Below are 15,087 nucleotides of genomic sequence, written 5' to 3'. Positions count from 1 at the left end.
TCGCAGAAAGAAAGCGGGGCCGGGCCGAGCAGAAACGATCTGCCGCGGTCTCCGGGGCCGCTTCCGCAAGGTGCGGCGGCTGGAGGCGATGCGGGCCACCCTCTATGATCGGCACACTTTCCGGGCCCCGTCGGCCGCACACGAGCGGTCGATCGCCTCCCCAGACCCGCCAGGAACAGGGGCCCCATCGACCTGCTCGATCGATCGCACTGCGGGAGCAAGCGGTGAACGGAACGTCCGAAGGGCCGACTGCCACAGCGGTCACAGCACCGGGCCGCACCCGGCCTGCCGTCACAGAGCGTAATCAATGCGGTGTGGCCGGGCACTCCGTCCAGCACATCGCCGACTACCGCGCGGCCTTCGCCGCGGCGCCCCTCCCCCTCGCCGTCGTCGACCGCGACGGGCTCGTCGTCTGCGCCAACGAGGCGTTCGCCGGGCTGCTCGGCACGGACCACGCCGACCTGCCCGGCCGGGTCGCCGCCGACCTCGTGGACCTGGCGTCCGACGCCCGCACCTGGCACGCGTACCACGAGGTGCTCCGCGGCCGCCAGGCCAAGCTGCGCTGTACGCGCCGTCTGAAACATCCCGACGGGCACTCCCTGTGGACGCAGATCACCGTCTCGCCGCTGCCGGACGAGCGGCACGCGCCGGGCACCGTGCTGCTCGCCGCCGCCGACATCAGCGCCCGGCGCGACCTCCAGGCGCGCCTGCGCCACCTCCAGATGCACGACCCGGTGACCCGCCTCCCCAACCGCGCGCTGTTCTTCGAGCGGCTCGCGACCGCCCTGGAGGCGGGCGCGTACGACGACACGAGCACGGGCCGCGTCGGCCTGTGCTACCTGGACCTCGACGGGTTCAAGGCGGTCAACGACACCCTCGGCCACCGCGTCGGCGACCGGCTGCTCGCCGCCGTGGCCGAGCGCCTGACCGGCTGCGCCGACCGGGCCGCGTACGGCAGGACGTCCGCGCCGCTCGTGGCGCGGCTCGGCGGGGACGAGTTCGCGCTCCTCGTGGAGGACTCCACGGGCACCGACCAGCTCGCGGAGCTGGCCGACGCGACCCTGCGGGCGCTCCAGGAGCCCTTCGACCTGTCCGGGCAGCGCCTTTCCCTCTCGGCGTCCATCGGCGTCGTCGAGCGGCGCGCCGCCGGGACGACCACGACCGGCCTGATGCAGGCCGCCGACACCACGCTGTACTGGGCGAAGACCGACGGCAAGGCCCGCTGGACGCTCTTCGACCCCGAGCGCAACGCGCACCGCATGACCCGGCAGGCCCTGGCCAGTTCGCTGCGGCCCGCCGTCGAGCGCGACGAGTTCGTGCTCGACTACCAGCCGCTCGTGGGCATGGAGGACGGCGGTCTGCGCGGCGTGGAGGCGCTGGTGCGGTGGGATCATCCGCAGTTCGGTCTGCTCACGCCGAATCGGTTCATCGGACTTGCTGAAGAAGACGGCTCCATCGTGCAGCTGGGCCGCTGGGTGCTGCGCACGGCCTGCCGGCAGGCGCGCCGCTGGCAGCTCGAACACCCCGAGCGGGAGCCGGTGTTCGTGAGCGTGAACGTCGCCGTGCGGCAGGTGTGGGACTCCGACCTCGTCGCGGACGTCGCGGAGATCCTCGCCGAGACCGGGCTCGCGCCCGAGCTGCTCCAGCTGGAGCTCACCGAGTCCGCCGTGATGGGCTCTGCCGGGCGCCCGCTCCAGGCCCTCCAGGCGCTGAGCGACATGGGCGTGCGCATCGCCATCGACGACTTCGGCACCGGCTACTCCAACCTCGCCTATCTGAGCCGCCTGCCCGTCTCCGTGCTCAAGCTGGACGGGTCCTTCGTCCGGGGCTTCCAGTACGAGGAGGGCGAGGGCCACGTCAACCCGGCCGACGAGGTGATCGTCGAGGCCCTGGTGCGCCTCGCCCACCAGCTCGGGCTCACCGTCACGGCCGAGTGCGTGGAGACCTCGGGGCAGGCGGAGCGGCTGCGCAGGATCGGCTGCGACACCGGGCAGGGCTGGCTGTACTCCCGGGCCGTGGCCGCCGAGCGGATCTCCAAGATCCTTACGACGGAGGGGCTCGCAGCCGCCGGAGCGTGACGCCTCGGGCGCCGTGTGCGGGGGCCGTGCGCGGGGTGCCGCCCCCACCCCCGTGAAGGGGCGGCACCCCCGCTTCGCCGGGACGCGCCGCGGTGGGCCGTCCTTCGTCTGCGGGTTCGTTGTGGCTGGGCGCGCAGTTCCCCGCGCCCCTACGGGGCTTCCTCTACGGGGCCTCCTCTACGGGGCTTGGGGCAGGGCGTAGGCATTCGCCACGAGTTCGTAGCTGCGTAGGCGTACCTCGCCGCTGTGTGCGTTGGCCGTGAGCATCAGCTCGTCGGCGCCGGTGCGCTTGGCGAGGTCGTCGAGGCCCGCGCGGACCTGGTCGGCCGTGCCGTGGATGACGTTGCTGTTCCAGCTGGTCACGAAGTCCCGCTCCGCCTCGGTGAAGCGGTGCGCGGCCGCCTCGTCGGGGGTGGGCACGAGCCCGGGGCGGCCGGTGCGCAGCCGGATCATGTTGAGGGCGGCGGCCCTGACCTGGCGGCGGGCCTCCTCCTCGGCGTCCGTGGCGAGCGCGGAGACGCCGATGAGGGCGTACGGGGCGTCGAGGACCGCCGACGGGCGGAACGACTCGCGGTACAGGTCAAGCGCCGGGAGCGTGTTCTGCGCGGAGAAGTGGTGTGCGAACGCGAAGGGCAGCCCGAGGACCCCGGCGAGCCGGGCGCTGAAGCCGGACGAGCCGAGCAGCCAGATCGGCGGGCGGTGCGGGGACTGCACACCGCCCGGGGACGTGGCCTGGACCGGCCCGGGGACCGCGTGGATCCGGGCGTACGGGTGGCCGTCGGGGAAGTCGTCGTCGAGGAACCGGGTCAGCTCCGCGAGCTGCTGCGGGAAGTCGTCGGCGCCCTCGCCGAGCCGGTCCGTGCGGCGCAGGGCCGCCGCGGTGGCGCCGTCCGTGCCCGGGGCCCGGCCGAGGCCGAGGTCGACGCGGCCCGGGGCCAGGGCCTCCAGGGTGCCGAACTGCTCCGCGATGACGAGCGGGGCGTGGTTGGGCAGCATGACGCCGCCCGAGCCCAGGCGGATGCGGGTCGTGTGGGCGGCCAGGTGCGCGAGGATCACGGCCGGGGAGGAGGAGGCCACGCCCGGCATCGAGTGGTGCTCGGCCACCCAGTGGCGGTGGTAGCCGCGGGATTCGGCGAGCTTGGCGAGGGCGACGCTGGTGCGCAGGGCGTCGGTGGCGGTGCGGCCGGAGCCGACGGTCACGAGGTCCAGGACGGACAGGGCCGTGGGAGCCGTGCCTCTGGGCTGGGCCCGGATGCCGTCGCCGCCGCCGTCGTTCGCGTCCATGTCCACTGGCACTGGGGCCTCCTGCGGTCCGCCTTGTCCGTCCGTACGGAGGGCGGTAACAGGAGGGGGGCTCCGGTTATTCCCGGGCCCTGCCGGGGGCTCCCCGATCCCGCCCCTTCCCGATTCCTGGGGGCTCCGCTCCTCAAACGCCGGAGAGGCTGAAACACAGCCGCGAGCGGCACCATCCAGCCCGTCCGGCGTTTGAGGACGAGGCGCGAAGCGCCAATAAGGCAGGGGCACGGGGGCGGCAGCCCCCGGATCGGGAAGGGGCGGGCCTGGGGCGCACCGCGCGGGCTACGCCCCCGGCACCTGGACCAAGGGCTCCTTCGTGAAGAGTGCCCCCAGGGCCGGGGCGTTGACGCGGCGGGAGGCGAGGCGGAGGGCCTCCCAGACGGTGACCTGGTTGGCGGTGAGGACGGGCTTGCCGAGAGCGGCCTCCAGGTCGGGGAGGTGCGCGGCGGTGTGCAGGGCCGTGTCGGGCAGGAGGACGGCCTGCGCGTCGGGATGGTCGCCCGCGCGGGCGAGCGCGAGGACCTCGTCGCGGCCCCACGTGGCGACCTCGGCCGCCGTGACGATGCCACTGGACCGCAGGGACACCACGTCCGCCCCGGCCGCCTTGAGGAACGCGGCGAAGTACCCGGCGACGTCCTCGGGATACGTGGCCGCGACGGCGACCCGCCCCGCCCCCAGCTCCCGTACCGCGTGCGCGAACGCGAAGGACGTGGAGGACGCGGGCAGCCCCGCCGCCCTGGCCAGGCCCCGCACCTGGTCGTGCGCGCCGTCCCAGCCGAGGACGAAGCTCCCGCTGGTGCACGCCCACACCACGGCCTCCGCGCCGGTGAGGCGCAGCTCCTCGACCCCCGCGGCGAGCCGTGCGGGCGAGCCCATCTCCACGAGCGCGTCGACGCGGTGGGCGTCCTCGCCGATGTCGGTGTGGACGACCTGGAGGCGGACGTCGGAGCCGAGGAGCTGCTCGACGCGTGGGTAGTCGTCCTCGGCGGAGTGCCCCGGGTAGAGGAATCCGAGTGCGGTCAAGACCAGCCTCCTTCAGGGGTGGGGCCCGTGGCTCCGGGCCCCGCGGGCGGTTCCGGCAGGGCCTCCGGGGGCGCCGCGGGGGCGGGCGGCTCGGTCACCGCCGGTTCCGCGATGCCGCCCGCCGGGGACCCGAGCGCCGGGTCCAGGGGGGCGAGGGTCGCCGCGCCCGGCCGCGCGCCCGCGTCGATCAGCGCTTGGTAAGGCCCTACCGCACGCGTACCCAGTCGTCGCAGGGCCGACCACATCGTCACCTGGTTCGCCGACAGGACCGGTACCCGCAGCTCCGCTTCCAGCTGCGGGATGACGTCGTACGTGGGCAGGTTCGTACAGCTGATGAACAGCGCGTCCACCGGCCGCAGGACGGCGCGGCGGGCCATGTCCGCGACGTCGCGGTAGGGCACCTTCCAGATGTGCCGGGTGAGTCCGAGGTAGGCGCGGCCCACGACCGAGACGCCCGCCTCGCCCAGATACTCCTCCAGGGCCTGCGTCACCGACCAGGTGTAGGGCGTGACGAGGGCGATGCGGCGCGCGTCCAGCTCGGCGAGGGCCTCCAGGAGGGCGCCGGAGGTGGTCACCGCGGCCACCTCGCCCTCGCGCTTCATGGCCTCGCACATCGCCCGCTCGCCCGCCACGCCGCCGACGAAGCTGCCGGACGTGCAGGCGTACGCGAGGACTTCGGGCTCGGCGGCGGTCAGCGCCCGGACCGCCTCGGCGAGCGTCTCGTGCTCGCTGACCAGGCGCGCGAGGTCGAGGCTGACCTCGACGGGCACGTACGGCGTGCGCGTGAGGTGCAGGGAGACGTCGTCGGGGACCCAGCGCCACAGCTCGCGGTCCAGGGCGAAGTCGAAGGGGGCGACGACACCGACACCGCGCTGCGGGTGCGGTCCGCCGGCCAGGGAGAACGACGTGACGTCCATGCGCAGGCCCTACGTTCGTGCGTGCGTGCAGTGACAGGGCCGGCCGGGGGCCGGAAGTGGTGCGGTACCGGCGACGCGCCGGGACGTCGGGACGGGGGACATGTGCGGCGTGCACACGGGGGCGGGAGCGGGTGCGCCGAACGTACTCGCCGCCGCCGTCACGGGAGTGCAGTGCCTCTGTTGACGAAGGTAGGTTCGGGTGCCAGCGTGGTCAATCCGCACATCTCAGACAGTCGAAGACGCCGGCTCGCGCGGCGTCGCGGGCGCCGTCCGGCCCGTCGTTCGAGCCGTCCGTCGCGCGCGGTCCGGGCGCTCCGTGCGGACCCTGCGGGCCGTGGCCCGGGCGCTCGGAGACACGTACCGCGCACACCTCCAGTCCAGCACGCACTTCCAGGGAAGCGGGCTCTCGTTGCGAAACGGATTCTCCACCGTGTCCGAAAGAACCGGGTCCGGGGGCACCGGGGCGCCCCCCACCGTCCTGGTCCTCGACGCCCCGGCCCCCGCGCCGCCGCCGCGGCTCGGCGCGCTGACCGGCCGGGCCCGCGTCCGGCACACCGACGCGGACGGCCTCGCCGCGGAACTCCCGGGCGCCGACGTGCTGTTGGTGTGGGACTTCCTGTCCGACGCGGTGCGCCGCGCCTGGCCGGGCGAGGGGCCGCGGCCGCGCTGGGTGCACACCGCGAGCGCGGGTGTCGACCGGCTGATGTGTCCCGAACTCGTCGCCTCCGACACCGTGGTGACCAACGCCCGGGGCGTCTTCGACCAGCCGATCGCCGAGTACGTCGCGGCGCTCGTGCTCGCTCTGGCCAAGGACCTGCCGCGCACGCTCGCCCTCCAGGGCGAGCGGACCTGGCTGCACCGCGAGAGCCAGCGGGTGGCGGGCACGCGCGCGTGCGTGGTGGGTTCGGGCCCGATCGGCCGGGCGATCGTGCGCGCGCTGAAGGCGATCGGCGTCACCACGGTCCTGGTCGGCCGCACCCCGCGCACCGGTGTGCACGGCCCCGCCGACCTCGACCGGCTGCTCGCCCGCGCCGACTGGGTGGTGTGCGCGGCGCCGCTCACCGAGGACACCCGCGGCATGTTCGACGAGCGCCGCTTCGGCGTGATGCAGCCCTCGGCGCGGTTCATCAACGTGGGCCGGGGCCCGTTGGTCGTGGAGGACGACCTGGTGGCCGCGCTGTCGAAGCGGTGGATCGCGGGCGCGGCCCTGGACGTCTTCGAGCGCGAGCCGCTGGAGCCGGACAGCCCGCTGTGGACGGCTCCCGGACTGCTGGTGTCCCCGCACATGAGCGGCGACACCGTGGGCTGGCGCGACGAACTCGGCGCGCAGTTCGTGACGTTGTACGGCAGGTGGGAGGCGGGGCGCCCACTGCCGAACGTCGTCGACAAGGAACGCGGATACGTCCCGGGGCACTGACCGCGGGCGCGAGTGGGCAGGGATCACGCGTCCCCCGAGTCCCCCCGGCGCCGTCCCCTGCCGGGCCTCTTCCAGGAGCGTGCATGACTGAGCTCGCCGAACTGACCGCCGTACAACTCGTCGATGGCTACCGCAAGGGCGAGTTCAGCCCCGTCGACGCGACGCGCGCGGTGCTGCGCAGGGCCGAGGAGATCCAGCCCTCGGTGAACGCGTTCGTCAGGACCGACGCGGAGGCGGCGCTCGCGGGGGCGCGGGAGAGCGCGGAGCGCTGGCGCGCGGGCGAGCCGCTCGGGCTCGTGGACGGGGTGCCGGTCACGGTCAAGGACATCCTGCTCCAGCGCGGCACGCCCACGCTGCGCGGCTCCTGGTGCGTCGGCGAGGAGGGCCCCTGGGACGAGGACGCGCCGTCCGTGGCCCGGCTGCGCGAGCAGGGCGCGGTGTTCGTCGGCAAGACGACCACGCCCGAGTTCGGCTGGAAGGGCGTCACGGACAGCCCCCGGCACGGCATCACCCGCAATCCGTACGACACCACGCGCACCGCGGGCGGCTCCAGCGGCGGCAGTGCGGCGGCCGTGGCCCTCGGCGCGGGGCCGCTGTCGCTCGGCACGGACGGCGGCGGCTCGGTGCGGATCCCCGGCGCGCTCTGCGGGGTCTTCGGGCTCAAGCCGACGTACGGGAGGGTGCCGTTGTTCCCCCCGTCCTCGTTCGGGACGCTCTCGCACGTGGGGCCGATGACGCGGGACGCGGCGGACGCGGCGCTGCTCATGGACGTGATCGGGCTTCCCGACGCCCGGGACTGGTCCTGTCTGGGCCCGCGCGGGGGCACCTTCCAGGAGGCGCTGCGCGGCGGGGTGCGGGGGCTGCGGGTGGCGTACTCGCCGACTCTCGGCGGGCAGGTCGCGGTGCGGCCCGCGGTGGCGGCGGCCGTGCGCGCGGGCGTGGAGGCCCTCGCCTCGCTCGGCGCGTACGTCGAGGAGACCGACCCCGACTTCGCCGACCCCGTGGAGGCCTTCCACACGCTGTGGTTCAGCGGGGCGGCCCGGGTGGTGCAGCAGCTGCCGCCCGCGCGCCGGGAGTTGCTCGACCCCGCGCTGCGGGAGGTGTGCGGGCAGGGCGCGCGGTTCAGCGCCCTCGACTACCTCGCGGCGGTGGACGTCCGCATGGAGCTGGGGCGGCGCATGGGCCGCTTCCACGAGACGTACGACCTGCTGGTCACGCCGACCCTGCCGGTCACGGCCTTCGCGGCGGGGGTCGAGGTGCCACCGCGGAGCGGGGCGCGGCGATGGACGGGGTGGACCCCGTTCACGTACCCCTTCAACCTCACCCAGCAGCCCGCGGCGACGGTGCCGTGCGGGGTGGACGGGGACGGCCTGCCCGTGGGGCTGCAGCTGGTCGGGGCGCGGTTCGCCGACGACGTGGTGCTGCGGGCCGCCCACGCCCTGTACGAGGCCGGGGCGGCGGCGATCCCGCGCCCGGGGCCGGTGGCCTAGCCCGCGTCCGAGGGGTGTCGCCGGAAGCTCAGGGTCTCCCCCTGGGCTCCGGTGCGCCACAGGTCGTTGCAGGCCTCGGCCAGCGCGGGCAGGCCGTCCACCACCTCGCCCCAGACGATGCCGGGGACCCAGCCGACGTCGCCGTTGACCAGCAGGTTGTTGCGCTCGTAGAAGAGGGCGAGGTCGACGACCGTGCCGCTCGGGGGCGGGGTGTCGTAGCCGTGCGACGCCGTGCCCAGTTCGGTGCCGGCGAAGGTGAAGTAGCACAGGTCGCCCGGGATGGGCGTGATGGTGGGGTTCTCCAGCGGGGGCTCTTCGGGGGCGAAGGGCGGGAAGAGGGCGTAGATCTCGTTGCGGGCGTACTTCGCGTGGTACACCTCGCCGCTGAGCGGCAGCGCGTCCCACACGGCCGCGCAGGTCACCGGAGCCTTGTCGTCGAGGAGCCGCGCCGTGGCCCGGACACCGCGCTTGGCGAGGGCGACTTCGATGTAGCGGTCTGCCATGCGCCCCATGGTCCTCCCGGGGCCGCGGCCCGCGTCAAGAGGACGTCCGCCGGGCCCCGGGTTCCCGGCGGGGCCTGAATTGATCCGCATATCTCGCGTCGGCTCGGGTAGCCGCGCGCCCATGGCTCCACCACTGAGCAACCCCATCAAGACAGCGAGCGGACGGGCGGACGGGCGCAGACCCGGGCGCGCGCCGGGCCCGCCCCGGCGTGCGGTCCTGGCGTCCGCCGCCGCCCTCGGCGCGGTCGGCGCGCTGGGCGCGGCGGGCTGCAGCCGCATCCCCACCGGGGACACGCTGGCCCGTCTGAAGTCGCAGGGCACGGTGCGGCTCGGCATCGCGGGCGAGGCACCGTACGGGTACATCAACGACGAGGGGGACTTCACCGGCGAGGCGGTGGAGCTCGCGAAGATCATCTTCAAGCGGCTCGGCGTCGGCCGCGTGCAGCCCGTCGCGACCGACTTCAGCTCGCTGATACCGGGGCTCAAGACGCAGCAGTTCGACGTGGTGTCCGCCGGGATGTACATCAACAAAGAGCGCTGCCAGCAGGTCATCTTCTCCGATCCCGAGTACCAGATGCTGGACTCCTTCATCGTCCGCAAGGGCAATCCGAAGGGGCTGCGCACGTACCAGGACGTGGTGCGGAAGAAGGCCAGGTTCGGGACGGGCACCGGGTACGCCGAGATCGCGTACGCCGTCGCCGCGGGGTACGCGGAGAGCGACATCGTCATCCTCCAGGACCAGGTCGCGGGCCTGAACGCGGTGGAGGCCGGGCGCATCGACGTGTTCGGCGGCACCGCCCTGACCGCGCGCCAGGTCGTGCGCAAGAGCCGCAGGGCCGAGGCCACCGAGCCGTTCGCGCCCGTCATCGACGGCAAGAAGCACGTCGACGGCGGCGGCTTCACGTTCCGGCCCACGGACACCGGGCTGCGGGACGCCTTCAACGTGGAGATCCACAAGATGAAGAAGAGCGGCGAGCTCTTCCGGGTGCTCAAGCCGTTCGGCTTCACGGAGGCCGAGATGACCACCCTGACCGCCAAGGAGCTGTGCCGATGACAGCGGGCCTCTGGGAACACTGGGTCCTGCCGGGCATCTGGATCACCGTTCAGCTGACCGTCTACAGCGCGGCGCTCGCCACCGCGGTCGCCTTCGGCGTCGGCATGGCGCGCACGCACAGCTCGCGGGTGGTGCGGTTCTTCGCCGCGTTCTACACCGAGGTCTTCCGGGGCGTGTCCGCCCTGATCCTGATGTTCTGGATCTTCTTCGTCCTGCCGCAGCTCGCGGGCTGGGCGCTGGTGCCGATGTGGGCGGCCGTGCTCGCCCTCGGGCTCTCCTACGGCGCGTACGGCGCCGAGATCGTGCGCGGCGCCCTGAACGCGGTGGCTCCGGCGCAGCGCGAAGCGGGGGTCGCGCTGAGCTTCACGCCGTGGCAGCGGATGCGGCTCGTCCTGCTGCCGCAGGCGGTCCCGGAGATGATCCCGTCGTTCTGCAACCTGCTCGTCGAGCTGCTCAAGGGCACCGCCCTGGTGTCGCTGCTCGGCATCGGCGACGTGTCCTTCGCGGCGTACCTGGTGCGGCTCGCGACCACCGAGAGCGCGCAGATCTACTCGATCACGCTGGTCATCTACTTCGTCCTCGCCTTCCTGCTCACGCGCGGCATGAAGCTCCTGGAGCGCAGGGCCAAGGCCGGGATCGGGCAGTTCCCGGAGCCGCGCCAGGGCCTCGGCCCGTGGCTGAGGTTCCGTCAGCCGAGCGCCAAGTCCGGCGAGTTGAGCACGACGGGCGTCACGGCCACCGCGAGTGCCGCGGGCTCCCCCGGTGTCACGGGCACCGCGGGCGCCCCCGGTGTCACGGGCGTCACGGGCGTCACGGACGGAGGTGCCTCGCGATGAACCACGGTACGGACACATGGGACTGGGGCGCGGTCGCCGACTTCATGCCGCACTTCTGGGACGGGGTGCTCGTCACCCTCCAGGTGCTCGCGCTCGGCTCGCTGATCGCCTTCTCGCTGGGGCTCGTGTGGGCGCTCGCCTTCCGCGCGCCGACGCGGTTCGTGCGCTGGCCGGTCGGCGTGATCACCGAGTTCATCCGCAACACGCCCCTGCTGGTGCAGCTGTTCTTCCTGTTCTTCGTGCTGCCGGAGTGGAACATCCAGTTCTCCGCCGAGACCACCGGCACGCTCGCGATCGGCCTGCACTACTCGACGTACACCGCGCAGGTCTACCGCGCGGGCATCGAGGCCGTGCCCGTCGGCCAGTGGGAGGCGGCCAAGGCGCTGAGCCTGTCGTACCCGCGCACCTGGACCGCGGTGATCCTGCCGCAGGCGATCCGCCGCGTGGTCCCCGCGCTCGGCAACTACGTCATCGCGATGCTCAAGGACACCCCGCTGCTCTCCGGCATCGGCGTCCTGGAGCTGCTCCAGCGCTCGCGGCTCGAAGCGGCGCAGACCTTCCAGTACACGGAGGCGCTGACCGTCGTCGGCGTCGCCTTCGTCCTCATCGCCTATCCGTCCTCCCTCCTCCTGCGAGCCCTGGAGCGCCGTCTTGTCCGCTGACACCCACCTCTCCAAAGACCGGGCGAACCCGGCCGTCGACGGCAGCGAGCTGATCCGCTTCGACAAGGTCGTCAAGCGCTTCGGCTCGCACACGGTCCTGGACGAGCTGGACTTCTCCGTGGCCTCCGGCAAGCACGTGACGCTGATCGGCCCCTCGGGCTCCGGCAAGACGACGATCCTGCGGCTGCTCATGACCCTGATCAGGCCGGACGAGGGCACGATCAAGGTCGGCGGCACCTATCTGACGCACGAGGAGAAGAACGGCAGGCTCGTGCCCGCGGGCGAGAAGCACGTCCGCGAGGTCCGCAAGAACATCGGGATGGTCTTCCAGCAGTTCAACCTCTTCCCGAACATGAAGGTGCTTCGCAACATCACGGAGGCCCCCGTCACCGTCCTCGGCCTGCCCAAGGACGAGGCCGAGCAGCGCGCCCGCGACCTGCTCGACCTGGTCGGCCTCGGCGACAAGTGCGACGCCTACCCGACGCAGCTCTCCGGCGGCCAGCAGCAGCGGGTCGCCATCGCCCGCGCCCTCGCGATGCGCCCGCAGGTGCTCCTCCTGGACGAGGTGACGTCGGCGCTCGACCCGGAGCTGGTCGCCGGGGTCCTGGACGTGCTGCGGGACATCGCGCACACCACGGACATCACCATGCTCTGCGTGACCCACGAGATGAACTTCGCCCGGGACATCTCCGACCAGGTCCTGATGTTCGACGCGGGCCGGGTGATCGAGTCCGGCCCGCCGGAGAAGATCTTCACCGACCCCGAGCACAACCGGACCCGCGAATTCCTGTCCGCGGTGCTCTGAGCGGCGCCCACGTCGGGATTTTCCCGGCGCGCCCCGCCGGGGTGCGCCGGGAACGCCGTAGAAACCTCCAACGCCCCCTGTCAGCAGGCGATTTGGCGGTTATGGTGGACAGGGTCCAGCTGTCCGGAAACCGCAGTGTCCAGGGATCACCAGGCCACCGGGGCCACGAGGGGTCGAGGGGGAAGCCGTGACGCTCCAGCACGAGCCGACGACGGCGCACCGGTCGGTGCAGCACGCCCTGCGCGTGCTCGAACTCGTCGCGCGCCGCGGCGCCGGCGTCACCGACGGCGAACTGGCCCGGCACACCGCCCTGCCCCCGGCCCGGCTCGCCCCGCTCCTGCGCATGCTGCTCCGCGAGGGGTACGTGGAGCAGCTCGCGGACGGGGCGTATGTGACGGGCGCCTCCCTCACCCGGCTCGGCTCCGCCCACGAGCGCAGCCGCGCCCTGCGCGAGAAGCTCCAGAGCACGCTCGTCGGCCTGCGCGACTCGATCGGCGCCGCGGTCTACGTGAGCCGGTACGTGGACGGCGAGATCCGGGTCATGGACGTCGCGGACGGCCCCCGGACGCCGAAGGTCAACGAGTGGGTGGACTTCCGGGTCGCGGGCCACGCGTGCGCGGTCGGCAAGAGCCTGCTCGGCCAGCTGGACGTGGCCGCGCGCCGGGACCACCTGGCCCGCCACAAGATGCCCCGGCTCACCTCCCGGACGATCACGAACGAGCGGGTGCTGCTGACGAGGCTCGCCGCCCAGGCCCCCACGGTCCCCGTCCTCGACATCCAGGAGTACGCGGTCGGCACGGTCTGCGCCGCCGTCCCCGTCACGGCGGGCGAGGCCGTCGGCTGTCTCGCCCTGTCCCTGCCGGTCGAGCGCGCGCACCGGCTGCGGGAGGCCGCGGAGACGCTGAACCGCAAGGCGGCCCCGGTGCTGCTCTCCCTGGCGATCTGAGCCGCCCGGCCGGGGCTCCGGCGGCGGTGCGCGGCCGGTGGTCATGAGCACCCCCGCGGACCAGGTAATATTTTCTTCGTCAGCAGGCGCCGCTAGCTCAGTTGGTTAGAGCAGCTGACTCTTAATCAGCGGGTCCGGGGTTCGAGTCCCTGGCGGCGCACTAGCGATCGGGTCACCCGCCCGATGCTGGCTCCAAGAGGGCCCCTCCGGTTTCCGGAGGGGCCCTCTTCGTGTTTCCGTGCGTGTCGGCCCCGCGTGCGATCATCGGATGTCGACCAGGTACCGGTGGTGGGGGGACAACATGGTGTGGACGACCGTCGTGGAACCGCGGCCCTTCGCGGCCCGGCGCCTCGTGTGCTTCCCGCACGCGGGCGGCTCGCCGCACTTCTTCCGCTCCTGGGGCAAGGCCCTGCCCGACTTCGAGGTGCACGCGGTCTGCTACCCGGCGCGCGGCGAGCGCATCGCCGAGCCGCCCGCCACCGATCTGCGGCAGCTGGCCCGCGACCTCGCGCGGGAGCTGCGGCCGCTCCCCGACGGACGGCCCACGGTCTTCTTCGGGCACAGCATGGGCGCCACCGTGGCGTACGAGGTCGCGCGGATCTGGCAGGCCGAGGGTGCCCGCCCCGAGCACCTCTTCGCCTCGGCGTCCCGGGCCCCGCACACCGCGCAGGGCTCGCCCGAGGAGGCCGCGGCCCTCGACGACGCGAAGGTCCTCGACATCCTGCGCCAGCTCGGCGGCACCGAGGCGGAGCTGCTCGACAACCCGCTCTTCCTCGACCTGGTCATGCCCTATGTGAGCGCGGACTTCCGCATGGTCGCGGGGTACACGGCCCCGGTGGACGCCGCCCCGCTCGACTGCCCCGTCACCGTTCTGCTCGGTGACGCCGACCCCCGGGTGCGCGTCGAGCAGGCCGAGGCCTGGCGGGAGACCACCCGGGCCGCCTACGAGCGGTTCACGCTGCCCGGCGGGCACTTCTACCTGGCCGACGAGCCGCCCTTCGCCCTGATCGAGCGCGTTCGCTGAGCGCTTGGCCGGAGCCGCTGGGCCGTCAGCCGTCTGCGGGACCATCGTGGCTTGTCGCGCAGTTCCCCGCGCCCCTTTGGGGCGCTCCCCTACTCCTCGAGGAGGATCACATGTCGCTCAGTCGCCCGGCCCGGGTCCTCGGGGGCCTCGCTCTCGTGTCGGCGCTTCTCACGAGCTGCTCCAGCGGCGACGGCGACCCGTCCCCCCGCCCCTCCGACCACGCGCCGCAGGCACCCCGCGCCGGTGCCCCCTTCGACTACCAGCTCGGCGGCGCCTACCCGCCGCCCGACGGCGTCCGGGCCGTCTCCCGCGACCGCGCGGCGAAGCCCGTCCCCGGCCGCTACAACATCTGCTACGTCAACGCCTTCCAGGCCCAGCCCGGCGGCAGGACCGCCGCGTGGTGGCGCGAGAACCACCCCGGCCTGCTGCTGCGCGACTCCGACGGCGAGCTCGTGATCGACGAGGACTGGAAGGAGCCGCTCCTCGACATCTCCACCGCCGCCAAGCGCAAGGCCCTGCTCACCGTCGTCGGCCCGTGGATCGACGGCTGCGCCCGCGCCGGGTTCGACGCCGTGGAGCCCGACAACCTCGACTCCTACGCGCGCTCCCACGGCCGTCTCAAGGCCGCCGACGGCCGGGCCTTCGCGCGGCTCCTGGTGCGCAGGGCCCACGAGCGGGGCCTGGCCATCGCGCAGAAGAACACCACCGAGTTCCTGGACGCGCGGCTCGGCTTCGACTTCGCCGTCGCCGAGGAGTGCGGCCAGTACGGCGAGTGCGGCGACTACGCGGCGGTGTACGGGCGGAAGGTCTTCGACGTCGAGTACGAGAAGAAGGGCTTCGAGGCCGCGTGCCGCCGCTGGGGCGACAAGCTCTCCATCGTCCTGCGCGACCGCGACGTGAGCCCCGCCGGAGCGGACGCGTACGTGTACCGGCGCTGCTGACCTCCCCCGCGCGGGCCGCGCGCCGGGGCGCCGGATATCCCCCGCACCGGCGAGGACGCGGCCCGCCGCCCGTGCTGAACTGGCAACCCCCGCGC

Annotated in this window: 14 protein-coding genes and 1 tRNA gene; 11 read left to right on the top strand and 4 right to left on the bottom strand. The window is 73.4% G+C overall.

The annotated features are described in order from the left end of the window. The first annotated feature begins 224 nt into the window (after window positions 1-224). Entirely contained in the window at window positions 225-2,078 is a 1,854-nt protein-coding gene (locus tag AC5WAM_RS25745) for a putative bifunctional diguanylate cyclase/phosphodiesterase (RefSeq protein ID WP_366792735.1), read from the top strand. Window positions 2,079-2,255: 177 nt separating this feature from the next. Here AC5WAM_RS25745 and AC5WAM_RS25740 read toward each other — a convergent pair whose 3' ends face one another. The 3 genes from AC5WAM_RS25740 to AC5WAM_RS25730 all read right to left on the bottom strand — a co-directional run bounded on the left by AC5WAM_RS25740 (window position 2,256) and on the right by AC5WAM_RS25730 (window position 5,314). Continuing rightward, complete coding sequence (locus AC5WAM_RS25740; protein WP_366792758.1) at window positions 2,256-3,362, bottom strand: LLM class flavin-dependent oxidoreductase; 1,107 nt, start codon at window positions 3,360-3,362, stop codon at window positions 2,256-2,258. A 294-nt stretch (window positions 3,363-3,656) separates the two neighbouring features. Next, on the bottom strand, window positions 3,657-4,397 hold the full coding sequence (locus AC5WAM_RS25735) for a maleate cis-trans isomerase family protein (RefSeq protein ID WP_366792736.1): 741 nt from the start codon (window positions 4,395-4,397) through the stop codon (window positions 3,657-3,659). Further along, window positions 4,394-5,314: a maleate cis-trans isomerase family protein gene (locus tag AC5WAM_RS25730; protein WP_366792737.1), complete on the bottom strand. Its 921-nt coding sequence runs from the start codon at window positions 5,312-5,314 to the stop codon at window positions 4,394-4,396. Before AC5WAM_RS25730 ends, AC5WAM_RS25735 begins: the two co-directional genes overlap by 4 nt. A gap of 430 nt (window positions 5,315-5,744) precedes the next feature. Here AC5WAM_RS25730 and AC5WAM_RS25725 point away from each other — a divergent pair, with 430 nt between their 5' ends. Next, the gene (locus AC5WAM_RS25725; protein ID WP_366792738.1) at window positions 5,745-6,731 is read left to right on the top strand and encodes a D-2-hydroxyacid dehydrogenase; all 987 of its coding nucleotides are present in this window, start codon (window positions 5,745-5,747) and stop codon (window positions 6,729-6,731) included. A gap of 83 nt (window positions 6,732-6,814) precedes the next feature. After that, on the top strand, window positions 6,815-8,221 hold the full coding sequence (locus AC5WAM_RS25720) for an amidase (protein ID WP_495518934.1): 1,407 nt from the start codon (window positions 6,815-6,817) through the stop codon (window positions 8,219-8,221). On the opposite strand, the gene AC5WAM_RS25715 is transcribed toward AC5WAM_RS25720, so the two are convergent. Next, on the bottom strand, window positions 8,218-8,724 hold the full coding sequence (locus AC5WAM_RS25715; RefSeq protein ID WP_366792740.1) for a DUF3830 family protein: 507 nt from the start codon (window positions 8,722-8,724) through the stop codon (window positions 8,218-8,220). The two genes, AC5WAM_RS25720 and AC5WAM_RS25715, sit on opposite strands and share 4 nt — an antisense overlap. Before the next feature lie 121 nt (window positions 8,725-8,845). Here AC5WAM_RS25715 and ehuB point away from each other — a divergent pair, with 121 nt between their 5' ends. The 8 genes from ehuB to AC5WAM_RS25675 all read left to right on the top strand — a co-directional run bounded on the left by ehuB (window position 8,846) and on the right by AC5WAM_RS25675 (window position 14,992). Beyond that, window positions 8,846-9,778 (top strand): ectoine/hydroxyectoine ABC transporter substrate-binding protein EhuB, encoded by a 933-nt coding sequence (gene ehuB, locus AC5WAM_RS25710; RefSeq protein WP_366792741.1) that lies wholly within the window; start codon window positions 8,846-8,848, stop codon window positions 9,776-9,778. Then, window positions 9,775-10,614 carry an ectoine/hydroxyectoine ABC transporter permease subunit EhuC gene (ehuC, locus tag AC5WAM_RS25705; RefSeq protein ID WP_495518933.1) on the top strand — a complete coding sequence of 280 codons (840 nt, stop codon included), beginning with the start codon at window positions 9,775-9,777 and terminating at the stop codon, window positions 10,612-10,614. Before ehuB ends, ehuC begins: the two co-directional genes overlap by 4 nt. Further along, window positions 10,611-11,276 (top strand): ectoine/hydroxyectoine ABC transporter permease subunit EhuD, encoded by a 666-nt coding sequence (gene ehuD, locus AC5WAM_RS25700; protein WP_495518932.1) that lies wholly within the window; start codon window positions 10,611-10,613, stop codon window positions 11,274-11,276. Before ehuC ends, ehuD begins: the two co-directional genes overlap by 4 nt. Further along, entirely contained in the window at window positions 11,266-12,081 is an 816-nt protein-coding gene (ehuA, locus tag AC5WAM_RS25695) for an ectoine/hydroxyectoine ABC transporter ATP-binding protein EhuA (protein ID WP_366792744.1), read from the top strand. Before ehuD ends, ehuA begins: the two co-directional genes overlap by 11 nt. A gap of 187 nt (window positions 12,082-12,268) precedes the next feature. Then, on the top strand, window positions 12,269-13,027 hold the full coding sequence (locus AC5WAM_RS25690; RefSeq protein ID WP_495518931.1) for an IclR family transcriptional regulator: 759 nt from the start codon (window positions 12,269-12,271) through the stop codon (window positions 13,025-13,027). Window positions 13,028-13,113: 86 nt separating this feature from the next. Further along, a tRNA-Lys gene (locus AC5WAM_RS25685) sits at window positions 13,114-13,187 on the top strand. Window positions 13,188-13,295: 108 nt separating this feature from the next. Continuing rightward, a complete protein-coding gene (locus AC5WAM_RS25680; RefSeq protein WP_495518930.1) occupies window positions 13,296-14,051 on the top strand; it encodes a thioesterase II family protein in 756 nt (251 codons plus the stop codon). A gap of 110 nt (window positions 14,052-14,161) precedes the next feature. Next, a complete protein-coding gene (locus AC5WAM_RS25675) occupies window positions 14,162-14,992 on the top strand; it encodes an endo alpha-1,4 polygalactosaminidase (protein WP_495518929.1) in 831 nt (276 codons plus the stop codon). Window positions 14,993-15,087: the final 95 nt, after the last annotated feature.

Source organism: Streptomyces sp. JLYT201 (assembly GCF_059448825.1).
This window is presented reverse-complemented; position numbering and strand designations above follow the sequence as displayed.